Annotated in this window: 17 protein-coding genes and 1 tRNA gene; 8 read left to right on the forward strand and 10 right to left on the reverse strand. The window is 72.0% G+C overall.

All coding sequences use genetic code 11. From position 1 onward, the window contains the following. The first annotated feature begins 137 nt into the window (after nt 1-137). Nucleotides 138-911, forward strand: a complete 774-nt coding sequence (locus M4D82_RS14400; protein WP_249766431.1) for a DUF6227 family protein — start codon at nt 138-140, stop codon at nt 909-911. A 1-nt stretch (nt 912) separates the two neighbouring features. Here the strand turns inward: M4D82_RS14400 and pfkB are convergent, their stop codons facing one another. Together pfkB and M4D82_RS14410 are read right to left on the reverse strand one after the other, a co-directional pair. Continuing rightward, nucleotides 913-1,878 carry a 1-phosphofructokinase gene (pfkB, locus tag M4D82_RS14405; RefSeq protein WP_249771803.1) on the reverse strand — a complete coding sequence of 322 codons (966 nt, stop codon included), beginning with the start codon at nt 1,876-1,878 and terminating at the stop codon, nt 913-915. 156 nt (nt 1,879-2,034) lie between these two features. Further along, the gene (locus M4D82_RS14410) at nt 2,035-3,600 is read right to left on the reverse strand and encodes an MFS transporter (protein ID WP_249766432.1); all 1,566 of its coding nucleotides are present in this window, start codon (nt 3,598-3,600) and stop codon (nt 2,035-2,037) included. A gap of 63 nt (nt 3,601-3,663) precedes the next feature. Between M4D82_RS14410 and M4D82_RS14415 the strand changes: the two genes are divergently transcribed. Continuing rightward, a complete protein-coding gene (locus M4D82_RS14415; protein ID WP_249766433.1) occupies nt 3,664-4,617 on the forward strand; it encodes a helix-turn-helix transcriptional regulator in 954 nt (317 codons plus the stop codon). 84 nt (nt 4,618-4,701) lie between these two features. Here the strand turns inward: M4D82_RS14415 and M4D82_RS14420 are convergent, their stop codons facing one another. The 4 genes from M4D82_RS14420 to M4D82_RS14435 all read right to left on the reverse strand — a co-directional run bounded on the left by M4D82_RS14420 (nt 4,702) and on the right by M4D82_RS14435 (nt 9,498). Continuing rightward, nucleotides 4,702-5,679, reverse strand: a complete 978-nt coding sequence (locus tag M4D82_RS14420; protein WP_249766434.1) for a sigma-70 family RNA polymerase sigma factor — start codon at nt 5,677-5,679, stop codon at nt 4,702-4,704. 496 nt (nt 5,680-6,175) lie between these two features. After that, nucleotides 6,176-6,973: a dioxygenase family protein gene (locus M4D82_RS14425; protein WP_249766435.1), complete on the reverse strand. Its 798-nt coding sequence runs from the start codon at nt 6,971-6,973 to the stop codon at nt 6,176-6,178. Between the two features lie 171 nt (nt 6,974-7,144). Further along, complete coding sequence (locus M4D82_RS14430) at nt 7,145-8,719, reverse strand: MFS transporter (RefSeq protein WP_249766436.1); 1,575 nt, start codon at nt 8,717-8,719, stop codon at nt 7,145-7,147. A gap of 71 nt (nt 8,720-8,790) precedes the next feature. Beyond that, nucleotides 8,791-9,498 carry a TetR/AcrR family transcriptional regulator gene (locus M4D82_RS14435; RefSeq protein ID WP_249766437.1) on the reverse strand — a complete coding sequence of 236 codons (708 nt, stop codon included), beginning with the start codon at nt 9,496-9,498 and terminating at the stop codon, nt 8,791-8,793. Nucleotides 9,499-9,802: 304 nt separating this feature from the next. Here M4D82_RS14435 and M4D82_RS14440 point away from each other — a divergent pair, with 304 nt between their 5' ends. The 3 genes from M4D82_RS14440 to M4D82_RS14450 all read left to right on the forward strand — a co-directional run bounded on the left by M4D82_RS14440 (nt 9,803) and on the right by M4D82_RS14450 (nt 11,922). After that, complete coding sequence (locus tag M4D82_RS14440; protein WP_249766438.1) at nt 9,803-11,080, forward strand: M6 family metalloprotease domain-containing protein; 1,278 nt, start codon at nt 9,803-9,805, stop codon at nt 11,078-11,080. A 192-nt stretch (nt 11,081-11,272) separates the two neighbouring features. Next, nucleotides 11,273-11,761 (forward strand): RidA family protein, encoded by a 489-nt coding sequence (locus M4D82_RS14445; RefSeq protein WP_249766439.1) that lies wholly within the window; start codon nt 11,273-11,275, stop codon nt 11,759-11,761. Between the two features lie 88 nt (nt 11,762-11,849). Beyond that, a tRNA-Arg gene (locus tag M4D82_RS14450) sits at nt 11,850-11,922 on the forward strand. 49 nt (nt 11,923-11,971) lie between these two features. Here M4D82_RS14450 and M4D82_RS34065 read toward each other — a convergent pair. The 4 genes from M4D82_RS34065 to M4D82_RS14465 form a co-directional block, all read right to left on the reverse strand. Further along, on the reverse strand, nt 11,972-12,097 hold the full coding sequence (locus tag M4D82_RS34065; RefSeq protein ID WP_283844476.1) for a hypothetical protein: 126 nt from the start codon (nt 12,095-12,097) through the stop codon (nt 11,972-11,974). A 23-nt stretch (nt 12,098-12,120) separates the two neighbouring features. Beyond that, nucleotides 12,121-12,324, reverse strand: a complete 204-nt coding sequence (locus tag M4D82_RS14455; protein ID WP_249766440.1) for a hypothetical protein — start codon at nt 12,322-12,324, stop codon at nt 12,121-12,123. A gap of 98 nt (nt 12,325-12,422) precedes the next feature. Then, entirely contained in the window at nt 12,423-14,285 is a 1,863-nt protein-coding gene (locus tag M4D82_RS14460; RefSeq protein ID WP_502988927.1) for a DUF8823 domain-containing protein, read from the reverse strand. A gap of 120 nt (nt 14,286-14,405) precedes the next feature. Beyond that, nucleotides 14,406-17,555, reverse strand: a complete 3,150-nt coding sequence (locus M4D82_RS14465) for a hypothetical protein (protein ID WP_249766441.1) — start codon at nt 17,553-17,555, stop codon at nt 14,406-14,408. Nucleotides 17,556-17,740: 185 nt separating this feature from the next. Between M4D82_RS14465 and M4D82_RS14470 the strand changes: the two genes are divergently transcribed. From M4D82_RS14470 to M4D82_RS14480, 3 genes are all read left to right on the forward strand, one after another. Beyond that, the gene (locus M4D82_RS14470; protein ID WP_249766442.1) at nt 17,741-18,502 is read left to right on the forward strand and encodes a GOLPH3/VPS74 family protein; all 762 of its coding nucleotides are present in this window, start codon (nt 17,741-17,743) and stop codon (nt 18,500-18,502) included. Nucleotides 18,503-18,725: 223 nt separating this feature from the next. Further along, nucleotides 18,726-19,607, forward strand: a complete 882-nt coding sequence (locus tag M4D82_RS14475; RefSeq protein ID WP_249766443.1) for a helix-turn-helix domain-containing protein — start codon at nt 18,726-18,728, stop codon at nt 19,605-19,607. 245 nt (nt 19,608-19,852) lie between these two features. Next, nucleotides 19,853-20,074, forward strand: coding sequence for a DUF397 domain-containing protein (locus M4D82_RS14480; protein ID WP_249766444.1), 222 nt, complete (start codon nt 19,853-19,855; stop codon nt 20,072-20,074). Nucleotides 20,075-20,174: the final 100 nt, after the last annotated feature.

Here is a 20,174-nt window from a genome sequence, read left to right on the forward strand (position 1 = left end):
GGGAAGTTGACCTGAAGGGGTGGCGGGAACCCCTGATACTTCCCGGACGTTTTACCGAACCCCGGACGTGATGTCAGAGCCGGGCGCTACGTTGAGCTTCCGCGAAGTGACAAGCTGCGACGGCCTGGAGACCCACCTTGAGCGATCCGTACGAGACAACCGAGGCCCACCTCGACCGACTCCTGGGCCGCGCCCTCAACTCCTTCGACCTCCCCGACCTGTTGGTCGAGCGCATCGGTACGGCGCTCGCCCACAGTTCTTCGCTGTACACCACCCATCACAGCCCGTCGGCGGGCGTGTGGCGGGAGACCCATCGGCACACCTACCTGCTCGCGGACGGCGGTGCGCTCTCCCTGTGGGAGCTCACCTACCGACTGCGGGGCGAGCGGAGCATGCGCTGCGAGGTCTTCGCGAGCAAGAGCGAGCTGGCGCTTGCCGTGAGCCGGCTCTTCGGGGAGTCCGCGGCGGGCGGGGCGGCGTCGATCCCGGCCGGGATGGACGCGGAGGATGATCCCGACCACGATCTGGCCGTGCTGAGCGCCCTGTTCGCGACGCCGGCCCCGCACCGGCGCCACCGCGAGTACACCGTCGAGCAGTCCGCCGACCACGCCCGGCGGGTCCTGCGCCGCGCGGAGAACGGCGACCGGCCCGGCGAGGCGGTGGCGTCGCTGCTGCGCTCGGCCTACGCCCACCGGATCACGCAGGCCTTCGGCGGCCGTCACAGCCTCGCGGACGGGCGGGACGCCGGATTCAGCCTCTACGAGCACGCGTTCGTCCTGCTGGACGGCAGCGAGTTCAGCCTGTGGGAGGTCGAGCACACGGCGACCCCGGACGGGCGGCACATGTGCGAGGTCTACGCGAGCGAATCCGCCGCGCGCGGGGCGATGGAGACCCGCTCCCGGGTGCGGTAGGTCAGGCCGCACCCGGGCCGGTCGGGTCGGTCGGGTCGACGGGGAGGTCCAGCGGAAGGTCCTCGGTGACGCGGACCCGTTCGGGGCGCAGGTCCGCCGGGGTGGGCATGGCGCTGCCCGGGAGTTGGACGGCGGCCGCGCCGTGGGCCAGTGCGCAGGCGAGGGCGGCGGGGCCGGCGCCGCCGGCGATCAGGAAGCCCGCCAGGGAGGCGTCGCCCGCGCCGACGTCGCTGCGGACGGTGGTGACGGGGGCCGTGCCGTGGAAGGTGCCCTCGGGGCCGACCAGGAGTTGCCCGTGCCGGCCGAGGGAGGCGAGGACGGCGCGGGCGCCGCGCCCGACCAGTTCCTCGGCGGCCTTGACGACGTCCGCCAGGGTGGCGAGGGGGCGGCCGACGGCCTCGGCGAGTTCCGCCGCGTTCGGCTTGATCACGTCCGGGCGGGCCGGCAGGGCCGCGGCCAGGGCGGGGCCCGAGGTGTCGAGGGCGACGCGGGCGCCCGCCGCGTGCGCGTGGGCGACGAGGTCGGCGTACCAGTCGTGCGGCAGGGCCGGGGGGAGGCTGCCGCAGCCCGCGATCCAGGCGGGGGTGCCCGCGCAGGTGCGTACGGTGTCGAGGAGGAGGGTCGATTCCTCGGTCGACAGCGCCGGGCCCGCGGTGTTGATCTTCGTGAGGGTCCCGTCGGGTTCGGCGACGGCGATGTTGGAGCGGGTCTGGCCGGCGATCGCCACGGCGGTGACGTCCACGCCCTGCGCGCCGAGCAGCTCGGCGAGCAGGGCGCCGGGCGCGCCGCCGAGCGGGAGGACCGCCGTGGTGGCGACGCCCGCCGCGGCGACGGCTCGCGCGACGTTGACGCCCTTGCCGCCGGGGTCGACGCGCTCGCCGGTGGCGCGCAGGACGGCGCCGCGGCCGAGCGAGGGGACCTCGTAGGTGCGGTCGAGGGAGGGGTTCGGGGTGACGGTGAGGATCATGCGAGCGTGGCGCTCGGATGCGTACATGTGGATTTACGTCCGTTCCATGCCCGTATTGGTGATTCCTCCCCCAGCGTACCGGCGACCGGGGGTCAAAACAAAGGAAAACGGACATACCCGCCAACCTAAGCGGGCATGTCCGTGATCCTGAGCCGGCTAGCCGACCGGGACCTTCTCCGGGGCGGGGGCGTCCAGGGCGGCCGCGGCCCCTTCGCGCTCACCCGTCGGGACCTGCTTGCGCGGCAGCATGAACATCACCGCGAAGATCAGGACGAGGACCGCCACCACCCACCACAGGGCGCCGCGGAAGGCCTCGACGTAGGGCGCTCCGAGGATCATGTCGTCGTCGATCAGGCCGAAGAAGACGACGGAGGTCAGGCCGAGGCCCAGCGCGTTGCCCATCTGGCCGGTGGTGTTGATCAGGCCGGAGGCCGAGCCGGCGTGCTCGCGCGGCACCTGGGAGAGCACGGTGTCGGTCAGCGGGGCCACGATCAGGCCCATGCCGGCGCCCATGACGATCAGCGGGGCGGCCATCTGCCAGGAGGCGATGTCCATGCCGTAGTGGTCGGACTCCCAGATGTAGAGGAGCACACCCGCGGCCATGATGAGCGCGCCGGCCTGGAGCACCTTGCGGCCGAAGCGCGGGACGAGCTTTTGGACGGAGATGCCGGCGGCCACCGAGACGGCGATGGAGAAGGGGATGCCGGTGGTGCCGGCGCGCAGGGCGCTCCAGCCGAGGCCCATCTGCATGTAGAGCGTCCAGACCAGGAAGAAGATGCCGGTCGAGATGCCGAAGGTGAGCTGGACGGCGATACCGCCGGCGAAGCTCTTGACCTTGAAGAGGGACAACTCGACCAGCGGGGAACCGTCCTTCTTGATCTTGTACCGCTCGTAGGCGATGAAGGCGGCGAAGACGAACGGCGAGGCGATCATGCAGATGAAGCCCCACAGCGGCCAGTCGTTCTCGCGGCCGTGCGTCAGCGGGAAGATCAGCATGACCAGGGCCAGGGTGGCCAGGACGACGCCGACCAGGTCGAGCCGCAGCGCCTTGGGGGCCTTGGACTCGGTGATGAACTTCCGGCCGAGGATGACGCCCGCGATGCCGACGGGCAGGTTGATCAGGAAGATCGGGCGCCATTCGAGCCCGAAGAGGTTCCACTGCGTGAGCAGGGCGCCGAGCATCGGGCCGGAGACGGCGCCGAGGCCGACGATCGCGCCGAACATGCCGAAGACCTTGCCGCGCTCGTGCGGCGGGAAGGTGACGTGGATGATCGCGAGGACCTGCGGGACCATCATGGCCGCCATGCCGCCCTGGAGGATGCGGGAGACGACGAGCATGGACGGGTTGGCGGCGATGCCGCAGAGCAGCGAGGCGGCCGTGAAGCCGGCGATGCCGACGAGGAAGAGGCGCTTGCGGCCGTAGATGTCGCCGAGGCGACCGCCGGTGATCAGCCCGGCGGCGAAGGCGAGGGCGTAGCCGGCGGTGATCCACTGGATCGCGCTGGTCGACGCCCCGAAGTCCTGGCGCATGGCGGGTATCGCGATGTTGACGATCGTGACGTCGACCAGGTCCATGAAGGCCGCGGTCATCACGATGGCGAGGGCCAGCCAGCGGCGGCGGTCGGCCGGGGCCGGTGCGCCCTCGACGCCCTCCTCGGCGGGGTCTGTTCGTGCGGGCCCGTTCTCTCTTTCGGGCGATGTCCGGTGCGTCTCGGTGCTCATGGGAAGAAACCTAGACCGGATGTAGGTCAAGTCATGTCCTATTTCCCTGACAGCCTGGAAGGCATGAACGACACCTCGGCGCGACTGCTCACCCTGCTGTCCCTGCTCCAGACCCCGCGCGAGTGGCCGGGCAGCGAGCTGGCGGAGCGGCTGCGGGTCAGCGCGCGGACGATTCGGCGGGACATCGACCGGCTCCGGGAGCTGGGATACCCGGTGGAGGCGACGATGGGCGCGGTGGGCGGGTATCGGCTCGTCGCGGGGGCGGCGATGCCGCCGCTGCTGCTGGACGACGAGGAGGCGGTGGCGATCGCGGTGGGGCTGCGGGCGGGTGCCGGGCACGCGATCGAGGGGGTCGAGGAGGCCTCCGTACGGGCTCTGGCGAAGCTGGAGCAGGTGCTGCCGGCCCGGCTGCGGCACCGGGTGGGCGCGCTCCAGTCGGCCACGGTCGCGGTGACCCGGGGCGACGGCGCGAGCGTGGATCCGCGCACGCTGACCGCGATGGCGGGGGCGGTGGCGGGGCCGGAGCGGCTGAGGTTCGCGTACCGGGCGCGGGACGGGGTGGAGTCCCGGCGGCTGGTGGAGCCGTACCGGTTGGTGAGCACAGGGAGCCGGTGGTACCTCGTCGCCTACGACCTGGAGCGGGAGGACTGGCGCACCTTCCGGGTGGACCGGGTGAGCGAGCCGCTCCCGACGGGCGCGCGGTTCGCGCCTCGGGAGCTGCCGATGGAGGCGGCGGAGTTCGTGCGGCGCGGGCTGCGGGGGCGGGAGACGTACCCGGTGGACGTCTGCTTCGAGACCCTGCCGCAGGGGCTGCCGGGGTGGCTGGAGGAGCTGGCCGTGACGGAGCCGGGGGCGCGGGGGGTGCGGGTGCGCTTCGAGAGCGGTGACGACCCGCAGTGGTTGGCGGCCCGGCTGGCGCTGCTCGGGGTGCCGTTCACCGTACGGGGGCCCGAGCGGCTGGCGCGCGCCGCGGCGGCGCTGGGGGCGCGGCTGGCGGGGGCGGGCGGGGCGGCGTGAGGCCGGGGCGGTGTGAGGGAGCCCCGGCACCGGGGGGATGGTGCCGGGGCTCGTTCGGGGGGCTTCGAGGCGGGCGGCGGCCGGTCAGGCCACGGCGTCGAAGCCGGTGTCGCGGGCCATGCGCTTCAGTTCGAGCAGGGCGTGCTTCTCGATCTGGCGGATGCGCTCGCGCGTCAGGCCGTGCTGCTTGCCGACCTCGGTGAGGGTCCGCTCGCGGCCGTCCTCGATGCCGTAGCGCATCTTGATGATGGACGCGGTGCGCTGGTCCAGCTTGCCGAGGAGGTCCTCCAGCTCCTCGCTGCGCAGCAGCGAGAGGACGGACTGCTCGGGGGAGATCGCGGAGGTGTCCTCCAGCAGGTCGCCGAACTGGGTGTCGCCCTCGTCGTCCACGGACATGTTGAGGCTGACCGGGTCGCGGGCCCAGTCCAGTACGTCGCCGACGCGCTTCTCCGTCGAGTCGAGCTCGGCGGCGATCTCGGCGTGCTCCGGGTCGCGGCCGTTCTCGCGGTTGAACTCGCGCTGCACCCGGCGGATCCGGCCGAGCTCCTCGACCAGGTGGACGGGGAGGCGGATGGTGCGGGACTGGTCGGCGATGGAGCGGGTGATGGCCTGGCGGATCCACCAGGTGGCATACGTGGAGAACTTGAAGCCCTTGGCGTAGTCGAACTTCTCGACGGCGCGGACCAGGCCGGCGTTGCCCTCCTGGATCAGGTCGAGGAGCGGGAGCCCGCTGCGCGGGTAGCGGCGGGCGACGGCCACGACCAGGCGGAGGTTGGACCGGATGAAGACTTCCTTGGCTCGCTCGCCTTCGGCGGCCAGCGCCTCCAGTTCCTCGCGCGCGGGGGACTCCCCTTCGCGCTCGGCCTCACCATCGAGGATCTGTCGGGCGTAGACGCCCGCCTCGATGATCTGCGAGAGCTCCACTTCCTTGGCGGCGTCGAGCAGCGGGGTGCGCGCGATCTCGTCCAGGTACATGCCGACCAGGTCGCGGTCTGCGATTTCCCCGCCCACGGCTCGGGCGCTGCTCGTGGACTGACGACGGGCGACGGCGCGGGTTGCCATGCGTGCTCCCTTGCGATGCGATGAATCGGTCGCGGTGCGTCCCCGGACACTCTCCCGAGTGCCCGCTTCCGAAAGGAAAGAACGATCGGAATCGGGACAGAATTCCCACGTCGCCCTCCGAATTCCGAGATCTTGCAGTACCCTGCCCGGCCTCAGAGCGGGCGAGCCCGGCGGGATCTCGAAGAGGTGCAGGTCAGGCCGGGTACGAAAGCCGCCCCGACGCCCCTCGCGACGCACCGCCCCCACTCCGCCGGCGTGACCGCCGTCACACACCCCACGCGGCCCTTCACCCCCACTGGAGCGCCACTCGCGCCCGCCCACACCCCGGAAGACGATCCGCTCCGCCTTCCGGTTGCCTGAAGACCCGGCGAGGCGCCTGATATGCCGCAGGCAACCCTCGTCCGGGCTTCCGAGCGGCCCCGCTGAGGGGCTCACCATCGGCGGGGAGATCACCGGGGCGCGCGCAAGGCGTGGCTCACGCCCAGGGGGTGTCCGGCTAGCCGAACTGGAGGGAGCGTTTCGAGAGGCCCAGCCAGAAGCCGTCGACCGGGGTCCGGGGGGTGGTGAGGTCGGATTCGGCGGCGCCGAGGGTGACGAAGAGGGGGGCGAAGTGTTCCGTGCGGGGGTGGGCGAGGCGGCCGGCCGGGGACTTGGTCTCGAAGTCGAGCAGGGCGTCGACGTCGGCGGCGGCCAGGGCCTCGCTGCCCCAGGCGTCGAACTCCGCCGACCAACCGGGGACGCCGGGGCCGGTGTGGCGCAGGGCGGCCAGGTTGTGGGTGAAGAAGCCACTGCCGACGATCAGGACACCCTCGTCGCGCAGTGGGGCCAGCTTGCGGCCGAGGTCCATCAGGCGGCGCGGGTCCAGGGTGGGCATGGACATCTGGAGCACCGGTACGTCGGCGTCCGGGTACATCTCGACGAGGGGGACGTACGCGCCGTGGTCCAGCCCCCGGTCGGGGAGGTCCTGGACGGGGGTGCCGGGGCCGCGCAGGAGCGCGCGTACCGAGGCGGCGAGGTCCGGGGCGCCCGGGGCGTCGTAGCGCACGGAGTAGTAGTGCTCGGGGAAGCCCCAGAAGTCGTACACGAGCGGGACGGGCGTGGTGGCGCCGAGGGCGAGCGGGGCCTCCTCCCAGTGGGCGGAGACCATCAGGATCGCGCGCGGTCGGGGCAGGCCCGCCGACCAGGCGGCGAGTTCGGCCGGCCAGAGCGGGTCGTCGGCGAGGGGTGGGGCGCCGTGGCTGAGGTACAGCGCCGGCATGCGGGCCGGAGGCGATGCGGGGGTCGTTGGGGGCATCGGGGATATCGAAGGCATCGGGGCGCTCCTCATTCGTCTGCGGCCGTGGGTGGCCTTCGTCCGCGGGCCCCGTGAACACGACGAACCCCGCTTCATTCAAATTTGAACGAAGCGGGGTTCTCAGTCATTCCCCCGCCGGTACCGGCGGCGCGGGCGGCGGGTTCGCGCCCGTCAGTGGGCGATCACCGGCACCTTGAACGCGGCGTCCTCGGCGTTCTCCGAGTCCGAGTCCGAGCCCGCGCCGGAGCCGGAGGCCACGGGGCCGCCGGAGCCCGGACGCCCGGTGTTGATCAGCGTGAACGCGATGGCCGCGCTGATCGCGAGAATGCCGACGGCCCACCAGATGGCGGACGAGTAGCCCTCGACCATGGCCCGCGCCTGCACCAGCCGCGCCACCGACCCGCCCGCCGCGGCCTCGGCCGCGTGGTCGGTCAGGTACGCGGTCGTCGCGGAGGCGGCGATCGTGTTCAGCAGGGCGGTGCCGATCGCGCCGCCCACCTGCTGCGAGGTGTTGACCATGGCCGAGGCGACGCCGGCGTCGGCCGCGTCCACCCCGTACGTCGCCAGGGACATCGCCGGCATGAACGCCGTACCCATGCCGAGGCCGAGCAGCAGCTGCGCCGGGAGGATCAGCGCCGGGTAGGAGGAGCCGACCTCCAGCTGCGTCAGGAGCAGCATGCCGACGGCGGCGAGCAGGAACCCCGGACCCATCAGCAGGCGGGGCGCCACGCGGGTCATCAGACGGGCGCCGATCTGGGTGGAGCCCGCGATCATGCCCGCGATCATCGGCAGGAAGGCGAAGCCGGTCTTGACGGGCGAGAAGCCCTTCACGACCTGGAGGTAGTAGGTGAGGAAGAGGAACAGGCCGAACATCGCGATGACGGCCAGACCCAGCGAGAGGTAGACACCGCCGCGGTTGCGCTCCATCAGGACGCGCAGCGGCAGCAGCGGGGACTTCACCTTGGACTCGACGAGGACGAAGGCCGCGAGCAGCAGCGCCGAGGCGACGAACATCGACACGGTCACCTCGTCCGACCAGCCGGCCGACTCGGCGCGGGTGAAGCCGTAGACGAGCGCCACGAGACCGATGGTCGAGAGGACCACGCCCGGGATGTCGAGCGGGGCGCGGTTACGGCCGCCCGCCGGCTCGCGGACGATCATCCAGGCGCCGACGGCCGCGACGATCGCGAAGGGGATGTTGACGAAGAAGGTCCAGCGCCAGTCGAGGTACTCGGTGAGGACTCCGCCGAGGATCAGGCCGACGGCGCCGCCGCCGCCCGCGATGGCTCCGTAGATGCCGAAGGCCTTGGCGCGCTCCTTGGCGTCGGTGAAGCTGACGGCCAGGAGGGAGAGCGCGGCCGGGGCGAGCAGGGCGCCGAAGGCACCCTGGAGGGCGCGGGCACCGAGCATCATCGCCTCGCCGGTGGCGGCACCGCCCAGCGCGGAGGCCAGGGCGAAGCCGATGAGTCCGACGACGAAGGCGTTCTTACGACCCCACTTGTCGGCGATGCGACCGCCGAAGAGCAGCAGTCCGCCGAAGGCGAGCGCGTAGGCGGTGATGACCCACTGCCGGTTGCCGTCCGAGATGCCGAGGTCGGTCTGGGCGGAGGGGAGGGCGATGTTCACGATGGTCGCGTCGAGGACGACCATCAGCTGCGCCAGGGCGATGAAGACGAGCGCCTTCCACCGGTTCGGATCGGGGAGGGCGGCAGCCGGCGACTGCGCGGTCTCGGCTGTTTTTGACATGGGGGTACCCACTTCACTGTGCGGAATGACTGAAACGTGAGGAAGAGAGGGGTTTTTACGGCGTGACGGCGCTACGGCCGGCCGGCGCCGGCGCCGCGGCGCAGGTCGTCCAACGTTGCGGCGGAACCCGGCAGTTCGGAGCGGGCCGGGGCCCGCAGTCCGTCGAGGAAGAGCTGGAGGTGGCGGTGGGCGAACCGGTCCGCCTCCGGGCAGGCGCTGCCCGGCAGCGGGCGGCTGAGCTGGGAGAGCGCGATCATCAGGTCGCCCACGCCGATGTCGGTGCGCACCAGGCCGCCGTTCTGCCCGGCGGCGAGGAGGGCCTCCACGGCCACCGCCAATGCCTCGCGGGAGGCGAGGAGTTCGGGGTGGTCGCGGTCGAAGCCGTCGGAGAGCATCGGGCACAGGGCGCCGATCCGCTCGTCGGCGGCGGTGTGGGTGAAGTGACAGAGGGCGGCGAAGGCGTCGGGCTCCCGGGTGAGGGAGTCCTCGGCGAGGGCGGTGACCCGGTCCATGACGTACAGCACCACGTGGTGCACGAGGGTGGCCCGGTCGGGGAAGTGGCGGTAGAGGGTGGCGTTGCCGATGCCGGCCCGGCGGGCGATCTCGTCGAGGGGGGCCTGAGAGCCGAACTCCACGAACATCTCGCGGGCCGCCACGAGGATCCGCTCGCGGTTGCGCACCGCGTCGGCGCGCGGCTTCGACGTCCGGGTGGGAGCGGGGCCCACGAGGTCCACGCCACCCCGGGGGGCGGGCGCGAGCGTGCGGCTGGGGCTCTTCATTCCGGGGCCTCCCTGGGCGGACGGTCGTACGGGGCCGGCTGCGGTTCCGGCCGTGGTTCCGGCTTCGACCCGTGTGAACCGGGGGGTCGGTCCCCGTTTCGTGGGGACTCTCTTGCAAACGGGGAACGGATCCCCGCTTATTTCACTCGTGAGCGTGACGTGGGTCACAAAAAAAGGCGGGGGCGGTCCTTATTCATCCCATTTGGCCGCTTTCGACGCGCGGGCGTGTCGCGGCCGACAGAGGGTGGGCGAACAGAGCGCAGTCCGGACCCGGCCGGCTGCCGCGGACCCGAAGGCGATCTCCATGCCGCAGACCCGCCACCGGATACGCAGACCCCACCGCGCCGGCGCGTACATCGGCCTGACCGCACTGGCCCTCGGCGTCACCGCCACCGCCGGCAGCGGGATATCCGGGCGGAGCCAGTCGGCCGCCGGCCCCGTGGCGACGTCCGCCGAGTCGGTGCTCGCGCCGTGCCGCATCTCCGGGACCATGGGCGTCCAGATGTCCGAGGGCCTGCCGACCCCGGCCGGGTACTCGCGTTCGACGGGCGAGGTCCGCGCGCTGAACCTGATGATCGACTTCCCCGACGCCAAGGGCGAGGGCACGGCCCTGGACCGGTTGGCGGAGTTCTTCCCCCAGACCTCCGACTGGTTTCGCACGAGCTCCTACGGGCGGCTCACCTACCGCGCCGAGGCGCCGATACGGTCCTGGCTGCGGATGCCGATGCCCTTCGCGGCGTACGGGATCGAGCGCGGCTCCCCGTACGAGCCCGGGTACCGGCGGCTCGTCGAGCACATCGCGAAGGCCGCCGACCCCGAGGTCGACTTCAGCCGGTACGACCTCATCAACATCCTGGTCACGCCGAACGCCGGACCCTCCGCCCTCGACACCGTCCTGTCGGTGACCTTCTCCGGCAACAGCGAGGCGCCGATGGCCGACGGCGTGCCGCTCGCCAACACGTCGTTCGTCTACAGCCGGCAGGACGACGGCTCCGGCACCTACCGGGAGACCGGCTACCGGGTGCTGCCCCACGAGAACGGACACGTCTTCGGCCTGCCCGACCTGTACACCTCCGACGGGGGCGGCGCGGTCGGGCACTGGGACATCATGAGCGAGGACTGGGGCGCCAACAACGACCTCCTCGGCTGGCACAAGTGGAAGCTGGGCTGGCTCGACGGGGAGCAGATCGGCTGCGCCTCCAAGCCGGGCGTCAGCGACCACGTGCTGTCGCCACTGGCCGTGGAGGGCGGCACGAAGCTGGTGTTCATCCCGACGTCGCAGAGCGCCGGGTTCGCGGTGGAGGTCCGTACGCCGGCGGGGAACGACGAGGCCGTGTGCAAGCCCGGGGTGCTCATCTACAAGGTCGACTCGGAGGTGGACACCGGGCAGGGGCCGGTGACGGTGACGGACAGCGCGGTCGCGAGCGGCGGCTGCACGCGGCGGCCGAACGTGCACGCCGAGCTGTCGGACGCGCCGTTCCGGCCGGGCGAGACCTTCACGGACGATAAGTCGGGCATCAGCGTCGCGGTGCTCGGCGAGCTGCGGGGCGGGAGCTACCAGGTGCGCGTGACGCGGCCGTGAGGGGGCGGGGCCGGACGGGGGCCCGACGGGGGCCGGACGGGGCCCGGATGGGCCGGGGCTTTCGGCCTCTTCACCCGGGTGGAGGAGGCTTTTGGGCGGCTTCACCGACGGAAGCCGGGCATGGTCAAACCACTGACCCATTCCCCTTTCCTCAGGCCCTTCCCCCTCACCCTTCCCTCCGGAGGAACCACCGTGACCGCCACCCCCGTCACCCCCGAGGAACGCCTCGCCGAGGCCGGACTGAAGCTGCCGACCACCACCGCTCCGCTCGGCGTCTACGTACCGGCCGTGCTGAGCGGCCACTACGTCCACACCTCCGGCCAACTGCCCGCCGTGGACGGCGTCCTCGCGCTGACCGGCAAGGTGGGCACGGACGTCACCCCGGAACAGGCCCACACGCTCGCCCGGCTGTGCGCGCTCAACGCCCTCGCCGCCATCGCCTCCGTGGCGGGGGACCTGTCCGCCGTCCGGCGGGTGGTCAAGGTGGTCGGCTACGTGGCGAGCGCCCCGGACTTCACCGGCCAGCCGGGCGTGATCAACGGCGCGAGCGAACTGCTGGGCACCGCCTTCGGCGACGCCGGCATCCACGCCCGCAGCGCGGTGGGCGTGACGTCCCTTCCCCTGAACGCCCCGGTGGAGATCGAACTCACGGTGGAACTCCACACCCCCATGGCCGTGTAACGCCACCCCCTCCCCCCAAAACCCCACCACGAAGCCCGCCCCCGATCCGCTACCCTGTCCCCTGGACCGCCCTCACCGGCGGCCCAGCGCCTTCGTAGCTCAGGGGATAGAGCACCGCTCTCCTAAAGCGGGTGTCGCAGGTTCGAATCCTGCCGGGGGCACCGTCGTACAGGCCCCGGACCGGTCATACGGTCCGGGGCCTTTGGCGTTTCAGGCGACGAGGTCGGCGTAGAGGATCACGTTGTCGGTGCGGTGGGGCCGTGTAACGGTTGTTCGGGTGTCGGGCGGCGGGATGCGAGAGCCCTCCCGGCGGGCCGGGAGGGCGGAGATCGCCATGGCCGGGTCGGCGGGGGGCGCCGTCAGCTCAGGCCTCGGCTTCGTTCGCCGATCCGGTCGCCCTGGGGGGTACCGGCGCGCTTCAGGTCCGCCTTCGTGTGGACGCCGCCCTTGACCTTGCTGCGGACCGGACCGTCGAAGCCGTGACCCGGCGGGCGCGGCGACTGGACTTGTTCCGTCGCCTTCGCGATCACCGCGCGGACGTCCTGCCTCTGCTCTTTGCTCATCCCGTCGTCAACTCCCTAGGGAAGCACCCAATCGGACTACTGGGATCGTATGCAGACATCCCGGGCACCGCACCCGGGAGGCGCGTAAAGAATGGTGATCAAGGGCGCGGCGGAGTGGGGCGCTCGGGGGTGCCCAGGGTGGCGTTGACCAGCTCCTCCTGGCAGGGCGTACCCCGGGGGAGCTGGTACTTCGCGGAGACCCGGTACTCGCCGGGCGCCGGGGCCAGCAGCTCCGTCCAGACGTCGCCGGAGGCGTCGGGGGCCGCCTTGAAGAGGCACCCGGACGTATTCGCGTAGTCCTTCGGCACCGCCGCCGGCCCGCGCGCCTTCGACGCGAACGTCTCCTGCGGGGGCGGTACGGCCTTCCCCGCCGCGTCCACCAGCCCCAGCCACGGCGAGTGCGGGATCCGCACGAGCACCCGCCCGGGTTCGCGTACGTCGATGACCAGCCGGTCGGCGCCGGCCCGCACCACGCTCGCGGGCCCGGACACCAGGTTCGTCGGGTCGACCACCCGGAACAGCTGCCAGTTCTCGTCGCCCCACACCTGCTGGAGGTACGGGAGCCCCGCGCGCACGAGCTTCGCCTCCGACACGCCGCCCGAGTCGGGTTTGTCGGCAGGGAGCACGACGTAGTGCACGGCCCAGCGCTCCAGCCAGGCCCGGTAGCTGTCCTCGGTGAGGGTGTCGTCGTAGAAGAGCGGGTTGCGTTCCAGGTCGGCCTGGCGGTTCCAGCCGCGCGCGAGGTTGACGTACGCCGGGAAGGCCGAGGATTCGCGGTGGCTGCTGGCCGGGACCACCTCGACCCGACCCCGGTCGGCGCCCGCCTTCTTCAGCTGGTCGATCAGCGGGGCCAGCTCGCGGTTCCAGGCGGCCACGGGGGTGGTGCGCACGATGTCGGTGATGCTGTTGGTGGTGATCCAGGCGGTCAGGCCGACGCACGCGATCACCAGCGCGTGCCGCCGCCGCGTGCGCGGGGCCGCGTACGGCAGGGCGGCGAAGAGGGCCGCGCCGCCGAAGAGCATGACGAGCCGGGTGACGTTCGAGCCGACCTGGGAGTCGATCGCCCAGGTCAGGAAGACGCCGAGGGTGTACACGACGGCGGCGACGCGGACCGTGCGCCAGGCCTTCGGCACGAGGAAGGCGACGGCCAGCCCGAAGACGAACGGCAGCCAGGCCGAGCCCAGCTTCATCGGCTGGGTTCCCGAGAAGGGGAACAGCCAGGCCGACAGGCCGACGACGGCCGCCGGCGGCAGCCCCAGGACGTACGCCCCCGGCCGCCGCCCGCTCAGGAACAGCGCGGCGGCGACCACCCCGAGGAAGAGCCCCGCGACGGGGCTCGCGGCGGTGGCCAGGGCGGCGAGCGGCACGGCGACGGTCGCCTTGGCCCAGCGGTGCCGGAACCGGCGGCGCGGCCAACAGAAGACGGCGGCGACGGCGCCGAGCGCGAACAGCACGCCGAGGCCGAAGGTCACCCGGCCGGAGAGGGCGTTGCAGAACAGCCCGTAGACCCCGGCCAGGGCCGGCCACAGGGGACGCCGGACGGCGCCGCGGCAGCGGGTGAGGATCAGCGCGAGGAGGGCGGCCGAGCCGGTGCCGGCGATCATCATCGTGGTCCGTACGCCCAGCATGTGCATGAGGTACGGGGAGATCACGCTGTACGAGACGGGGTGCATGCCCCCGTACCAGGCGAGGTTGTACGCGGTGTCGGGGTGCCGGCCGACGAACTCGGCCCACGCGTCCTGGGCGGCGAGGTCGCCGCCGCTGTTGGCGAAGGCGTAGAACCAGACGACGTGCAGGACGGCGGCGAGGGCGGTCGCGACGGCGACGGGGTGCCGGTGCGCGAGGGCGAGCGTCCGGGTGGTGGGTGATCCCGCGCCGGCCTCAGGGGCCTCGGGGGCGGCAGCGCGGTCCGACGGCCGGTCGCCGTTGTCCTGGTGGTGCTGCCGCTCAGCTGTGGTCACAACCGACGCTCTCTCCCGACCTACGGCCTATGGCCTACAGCCTGACGGCTTACGGATCCCGGCTCACTAGACGCGCCGCGGCGCCCCGGGGTTGCCCGGGGCGCCGTAGCGCTCCTGCGGTCAGCCGATCCGGGTCAGCTTGCCGCCGATGCTCGGCGCGGACAGCTCGCCCTTGAGCGCCACGGGCACCTTCACCTGACTGGCGCCCTCGCCGACGGTCATCACGCCGACCTGCGTCCCGGCCTTGGCCGTCTCCGGGATCCGCGTACCGCCGTCACCCAGCTTGACCTGGACGGTCAGGGAGGGCCAACCGACCGCCTGGACGTCGGCGGTCGCGACGACCGGGGTGTGGCCACCGAGGCCGTCGTCGACGTAGCCGACGACCGCGCCCTTCTTGACGATCGGGGCGCCCTGGATCTCCTTCTGCGTGGCGATCAGCAGCGTCCGGCTCGCCGCGATGACGCTGTCGATGATCGGCGGCTTGTGCTGGCCGAGGACGGCGCCGACGATCAGCTGGTTGGTGTCGCCGACCTTCTTCTGCGCGGCGAAGAGGAGGTTTCCGCCGGCCTTGGTCGTCGTACCGGTCTTGATGCCGAGGGAGTCGTTGAACGGGACGAGACGGTTCCAGTTCGGCCAGTTCTTGCCCGAGGGGTCGACCCAGTTCGGCTTGCGGGTGATGTCCACCAGCGCGTCGATCTCGACGATCTTCAGGCCCAGCTTCACCTGGTCCTCGGCGGTGCTGACCGTGGTCGCGTCCAGGCCGGAGGGGTCGGTGTAGGTGGTGTTGGTCATGCCGAGTTCCTTGGCGGTGTCGTTCATCTTCTTGACGAACGCCTCCTGGGAACCGGAGTCCCACCGCGCGAGCAGCCGCGCGATGTTGTTGGCTGACGGGATCATGAGGGCGGCGACCGCGTCGTACTCCGAGATCTTGTCGCCCTCCTTGACGGTGTTGAGGGTCGACTCGTTGTCGGACTTGTCCTTCTGGCCCTCGATCTCGGCGGTCTTGTCGACGTCGATCATCGCGCCCTTCTCCCCCTTCTTGAAGGGGTGGTCGCGCAGGATGATGTACGCCGTCATCGACTTCGTGACGCTCGCGATCGGCACCGGCTTCTGCTCGCCGGAGCTGCCGATCGTGCCGAGGCCGGCGGCGGCCATGGAGGCCTGCCCCTCGGTCGGCCAGGGCAGGTCCGGCTTGCCGCCGGGGAAGGCGTACGAGGACTGCGCGGTCAGCACGAGCTTCGGCGCGGGCAGCGGGCGCACCAGCTGTACGACGGCCAGCACGATCGCCAGGAGCAGCACGATCGGGGCGTAGATCTTGACCCGGCGCAGCGCGGTGCGCAGGGGTGTGGGCGGCGGGGGCGGGTTGTTGGTGAGGTCCGCCAGCATGTCGAGCGGCGGCCTGGGGGGCAGCGGCTGCTGGGTGGTGCGCTCGCTGGGGTCGATGCGGGGTGGGGCCGGGGCCGGGGCCGGGGCCGGTGTGGGCCTGGGTGCGGGCTTCGGCGGGGCCGACCTCTCCTCTTCCCCGCGCAGGGGTACGAAGGTGCTGGGGGTGCGCCCGCCCGGCTTGACGGCGCGGAACGCGGCGGTGCGCTCGCTGTCGGACTCCTCCGCCGACGCGGAACCGGAGGCGGGCTTCGGCGCCGGCTCGGCGGGCTTCGGAGGCTCCCCGTCCCGGGAAGCGGAACGCGCACTTTCGTCTCCGGCCGCTCCGGCGGCCCGCGGGTCGGCAGCCGCCCCGGGCTTGACCGTACGGAACACCGCCGTGCGCTCGCTGTCGGCGGCGGGCTTGGCGGGGTCGGCTGCGCCGGGCTTGTCGGCGCTCGGCGCGGCCGAAGCCGGCTTCGACGCGTCCGGCTTGGCGGCAGTCGACGCCGCCGAGGCCGGCTTGACCGCGCGGAAGACAGCCGTGCGCTCGCTGTCGGCCGACTGCTCCTCGCCTCCCGCCTCCGACGACGGCGAGTCGGCCGGTGCGGCCGCGCCCGGCTTCGCCGCACCGAACCCGGTCGTGCGCTCACCGTCGGCGGCCGGCTTCTCGGCGTCCGCAGCGGGCTTGGCGGCGCCGCGCGGATCGGCTGCGCCGGGCTTGTCACCGCTCGGCGTGGCCGAAGCCGGCTTCGACGCGTCGGGCTCGTCGGCGGTCGACGCCGAGGCGGGCTTGACCGCGCGGAAGACAGCCGTGCGCTCGCTGTCGGCCGACTGCTCCTCGCCTCCCGCCTCCGACGACGGCGAGTCGGCCGGTGCGGCCGCGCCCGGCTTCTTCCCGGCGTCCGCAGCGGGCTTGGCGGCGGCACGCGGATCGGCTGCGCCGGACTTGTCGGCGCTCGGCGTGGCCGAAGCCGGCTTCGACGCGTCGGGCTCGTCGGCGGTCGACGCCGAGGCGGGCTTGACCGCGCGGAAGACAGCCGTGCGCTCGCTGTCGGCCGACTGCTCCTCGCCTCCCGCCTCCGACGACGGCGAGTCGGCCGGTGCGGCCCCGCCCGGCTTCTTCCCGGCGTCCGCAGCGGGCTTGGAGGCGGCACGCGGATCGGCTGCGCCGGACTCGTCGCCGCTCGGCGCGGCCGGAGCGGACTTCGACGCGTCAAGCGCGTCCGGCTTGTCGGCACTCGACGAAGCCGGCTTCGACGCGTCCGGCTTGGCGGCGGTCGACGCCGCCGAGGCGGGCTTGACCGCGCGGAAGACAGCCGTGCGTTCGCCGTCGGCGGCCGGCTTCTTACCGGCATCCGCCTCGGCGGGCGCGTCCGACTTGTCCGCGGTCCGGACAGCCGGGTCCGGCTTCTCCGCAGCCGCCGTCTCGGCAGCGGGCTTGGAGGCGGCAGGCGCGTCAGCCGCGTCCGCCTCGGCGGGTGCGTCCGGCTCGTCCGTGCTCCGGACGGCCGGCGTCGGCTTGATCGCGCGGAATGCCGTGGTGCGCTCGGGGTCGGTGGCTGCGGACGTGGCGGGCTTCGGGGAAGCGGAATCCTTCGGGTGCGACGGCGACCCGTTCGGTTCCGGGGTGGAAGCGGAATCCGGCGTACGCGGGTCCGGGCCTTCGGGCTGGCGGACCACCCGACCGGAGGACGACTCCGGGACGGTGCCGGCGTCCGGCTCCGCGTCGGAATCCGCGTCGGCTTCCGCTTCGGTCGTCGCCACCCAGGCCGCCACCGCTTCCTTCAGCGGGTCGCGGCGTCGGGGCGGCTGGAAGACCGAGAGCCTCGGGTCCTGTTCCGCGGAGGACTCCGTCGCCCCCGACGCTCCTTCATCTACCGACTTGTCGGGGGACTCGCCCGCCACCGTTCCTCCTCGATCGCCGTCCGGTCACTGTCCGAACCGTCTAACAGTGTCCCGTCTAGGGGGCATCGCCCAACCGCTAGACGAGAACGACATAGCTGCCGGTTCCCCCACAAAGCGGCCAGGCACTCTCGACAGATGAATGTGAGAGGCGTCACCCTGTCACTCATCCACGCGGGGAGGCATGGATGGGCAGGAGCCGCAGAACAATTCCGGAGGAGCTTCTGCTGCTCGCCTTGGACCCGGCCACGGGTACCACGGCGCAGCCGCAGTCGCTCGACCTCGGCCTGGCCGGGGCACAGCTAGTGGAGCTGGCTCTGGCAGGACGGATAGCCCCTGACGGGGATCGTATCGCCGTGGTGATGCCACGGCCGACAGGAGATCCGACTTTGGACTCCGCACTGGAACTGCTGCGCAGGCGCGGCAGCCCGGTTCGGGCGGTCCACTGGATCGGCGGACCCCGACTGGGGCTCCGTCAGATCTACCTCGCGCACCTGGAGCGTTGCGGCATGGTCCATGCCGTCGCGGGCCAGATGTGCGGGGTGCTGCCGACGACTCGCTACCAGGCGACCGATACGGCGATCAGCCGGGAGATCCGTGCCCGGCTCGACAGTGCGATCCGCACCGGCGTACCGCCGGACCCGCGGACCGCGGCGCTCGCCGCCCTGGCCCACGCGGTCGGACTCGGCAAGCATCTGTACCCCGGCAATGAGGGGCGTTCGTCCAGGTCCCGGCTGCGGGACCTGATCCGGCACGACCCGATGGGCGGTCTCGTGGCGCACGCCGTCATGGACGTCCAGAACGGTGTGGCGGCGCAGCCCCGCCGCGACCGCGCCACGGCCCAGCCGCCGGCGCGGGCGACGGCGAGCAGCGGTGGCGGTGGCGGTGGCATCGGCGTTCCGATGCAGCCGCGTCGGACGGGTGCCATGGCCCGCGCCGCCGCGCACTGATCCACCGAAGAGCGATCACCACCCGCGCGCGGGGAGGTGGGGCCGGTTCACCGGTCCCACCTCCCCGCGCGTTCGCACGCCCGCACGCCCGCGCGTTCGCACGTCCGCGCACTCGGGGGGCCGATTTCCCGTTCCCCAGCGCTATCGCACTCTTCGGTGGCAGTCTGCTGAACATCAGACACGCAGCGAGACAGCGACAGAAGAAGGCGGAGGTGCCGTTCCCGTGGCGTCCAATGTCAATCCCACCGTCCGACGCCGCCGACTGGGCATGGAGTTGCGCAAGCTCCGTGAGGACAAGGGCATGACGGCCGAGCAGGTCGCCGAGCGCCTCCTCGTCTCCCAGTCGAAGATCAGCCGCCTGGAGAACGGCCGCCGTTCCATCAGCCAGCGTGACGTCCGGGACCTGTGCGAGGTGTACGAGGTGGAGGATCCCCGACTCGTGGACTCGCTCATGCAGATGGCCAAGGATTCGCGCCAGCAGGGCTGGTGGCACGCATTCGGCGACATCCCGTACAGCGTCTACATCGGCCTGGAGACGGACGCCGCCAGCCTGCGCACCTACGAACCCCAGATGGTTCCCGGGTTCCTCCAGACCCCCGAGTACGCCCAGGCCCTGATCCGCGGCGCGCTGCCGGAGACGGCGCCCGCCGACGTCGAAAAGCGGGTCCAGGTCCGGATGCACCGCCAGAAGCGGCTGTCCGAGACGGACAACAACAACCCGGAGGTCGGGCCGCTGCGCCTGTGGGCGGTGATCGACGAGGCCGCCCTACGGCGGCACGTCGGCGACCCGCAGTTGATGATCCGGCAGCTGCAGTACTTGATAGAGCAGTCGGAGCAGCCGTACATCACCGTGCAGGTGATGCCGTTCTCGATGGGTGCGCATCCGGGGGTCAACGGCCAGTACGCGATCCTGGAGTTCCCGGACGCCTCGGACTCGACGGTGGTCTACATCGAGGGCGTCACGAGCGACCTGTACCTGGAGAAGGCCAACGACGTCCAGAAGTACAGCGTGATGTACGAGCACCTGCGCGCCCAGGCGCTCAACGTCGACCAGACCCGGCAGTTCATCTCCGAGATCATCGACCAGTACGCGGGCAAGGCGTAAGAGGCGAGGCGTAAGGGGCGAGGCGTAAGGGGCGAGGCGTAAGGGGCGAGGCGTAAGGGGCGAGGCGTAGGGGGCAGGCACCGTACACCGTCATTCCCCGGCCACAGAAGGCCTGAATGGAATATGCCACCCGGTCGAGTGAATGCCTCCGTCACCCATCGAGAGGTGCGGGTAGCTTCGGTCACGTCAGCCGGGGATGGGTCCGGCGGGCGCAACCGGAACTACTCGCTGAACCGGAGAACATCATGGCTATTCGTCAGGGCGCCACGGACAACTGGACCAAGTCCTCCTACTCCGGCGGAAACGGAGCGTGCGTCGAGGTCAAGTCCCCCGTCATGGAGGCCGTCGCTGTCCGCGACTCGAAGGTGCAGGACGGCCCGTCCCTCACCTTCGCGCCGGGTTCCTGGTCCGCCTTCGTCACCGGGGTCACCGGCGTCACCGAGGGCCGGCCGAACCGCCTCGTCTGAACGTCACCCCCCACATCACCACCGTTGGAGCCCTCTCGACCGGCCCGCCGTCCTGGCCGAGGGGGCTCGGCCCTCTCCACAGGGATCGCGCAAGTGGCTT

The organism is Streptomyces sp. RerS4 (assembly GCF_023515955.1).
Classification (GTDB): domain Bacteria; phylum Actinomycetota; class Actinomycetes; order Streptomycetales; family Streptomycetaceae; genus Streptomyces.

Coding starts and splice junctions, on each gene's coding strand:
- M4D82_RS14435 (WP_249766437.1), bottom strand. CDS start 9,498: ATGAAGAGCCCCAGCCGCACGCTCGCGCCCGCCCCCCGGGGTGGCGTG.
- M4D82_RS14440 (WP_249766438.1), top strand. CDS start 9,803: ATGCCGCAGACCCGCCACCGGATACGCAGACCCCACCGCGCCGGCGCG.
- M4D82_RS14425 (WP_249766435.1), bottom strand. CDS start 6,973: ATGCCCCCAACGACCCCCGCATCGCCTCCGGCCCGCATGCCGGCGCTG.
- M4D82_RS14420 (WP_249766434.1), bottom strand. CDS start 5,679: ATGGCAACCCGCGCCGTCGCCCGTCGTCAGTCCACGAGCAGCGCCCGA.
- M4D82_RS14470 (WP_249766442.1), top strand. CDS start 17,741: ATGGGCAGGAGCCGCAGAACAATTCCGGAGGAGCTTCTGCTGCTCGCC.
- M4D82_RS14480 (WP_249766444.1), top strand. CDS start 19,853: ATGGCTATTCGTCAGGGCGCCACGGACAACTGGACCAAGTCCTCCTAC.
- pfkB (WP_249771803.1), bottom strand. CDS start 1,878: ATGATCCTCACCGTCACCCCGAACCCCTCCCTCGACCGCACCTACGAG.
- M4D82_RS14410 (WP_249766432.1), bottom strand. CDS start 3,600: ATGAGCACCGAGACGCACCGGACATCGCCCGAAAGAGAGAACGGGCCC.
- M4D82_RS14430 (WP_249766436.1), bottom strand. CDS start 8,719: ATGTCAAAAACAGCCGAGACCGCGCAGTCGCCGGCTGCCGCCCTCCCC.
- M4D82_RS14455 (WP_249766440.1), bottom strand. CDS start 12,324: ATGAGCAAAGAGCAGAGGCAGGACGTCCGCGCGGTGATCGCGAAGGCG.
- M4D82_RS14415 (WP_249766433.1), top strand. CDS start 3,664: ATGAACGACACCTCGGCGCGACTGCTCACCCTGCTGTCCCTGCTCCAG.
- M4D82_RS34065 (WP_283844476.1), bottom strand. CDS start 12,097: ATGGCGATCTCCGCCCTCCCGGCCCGCCGGGAGGGCTCTCGCATCCCG.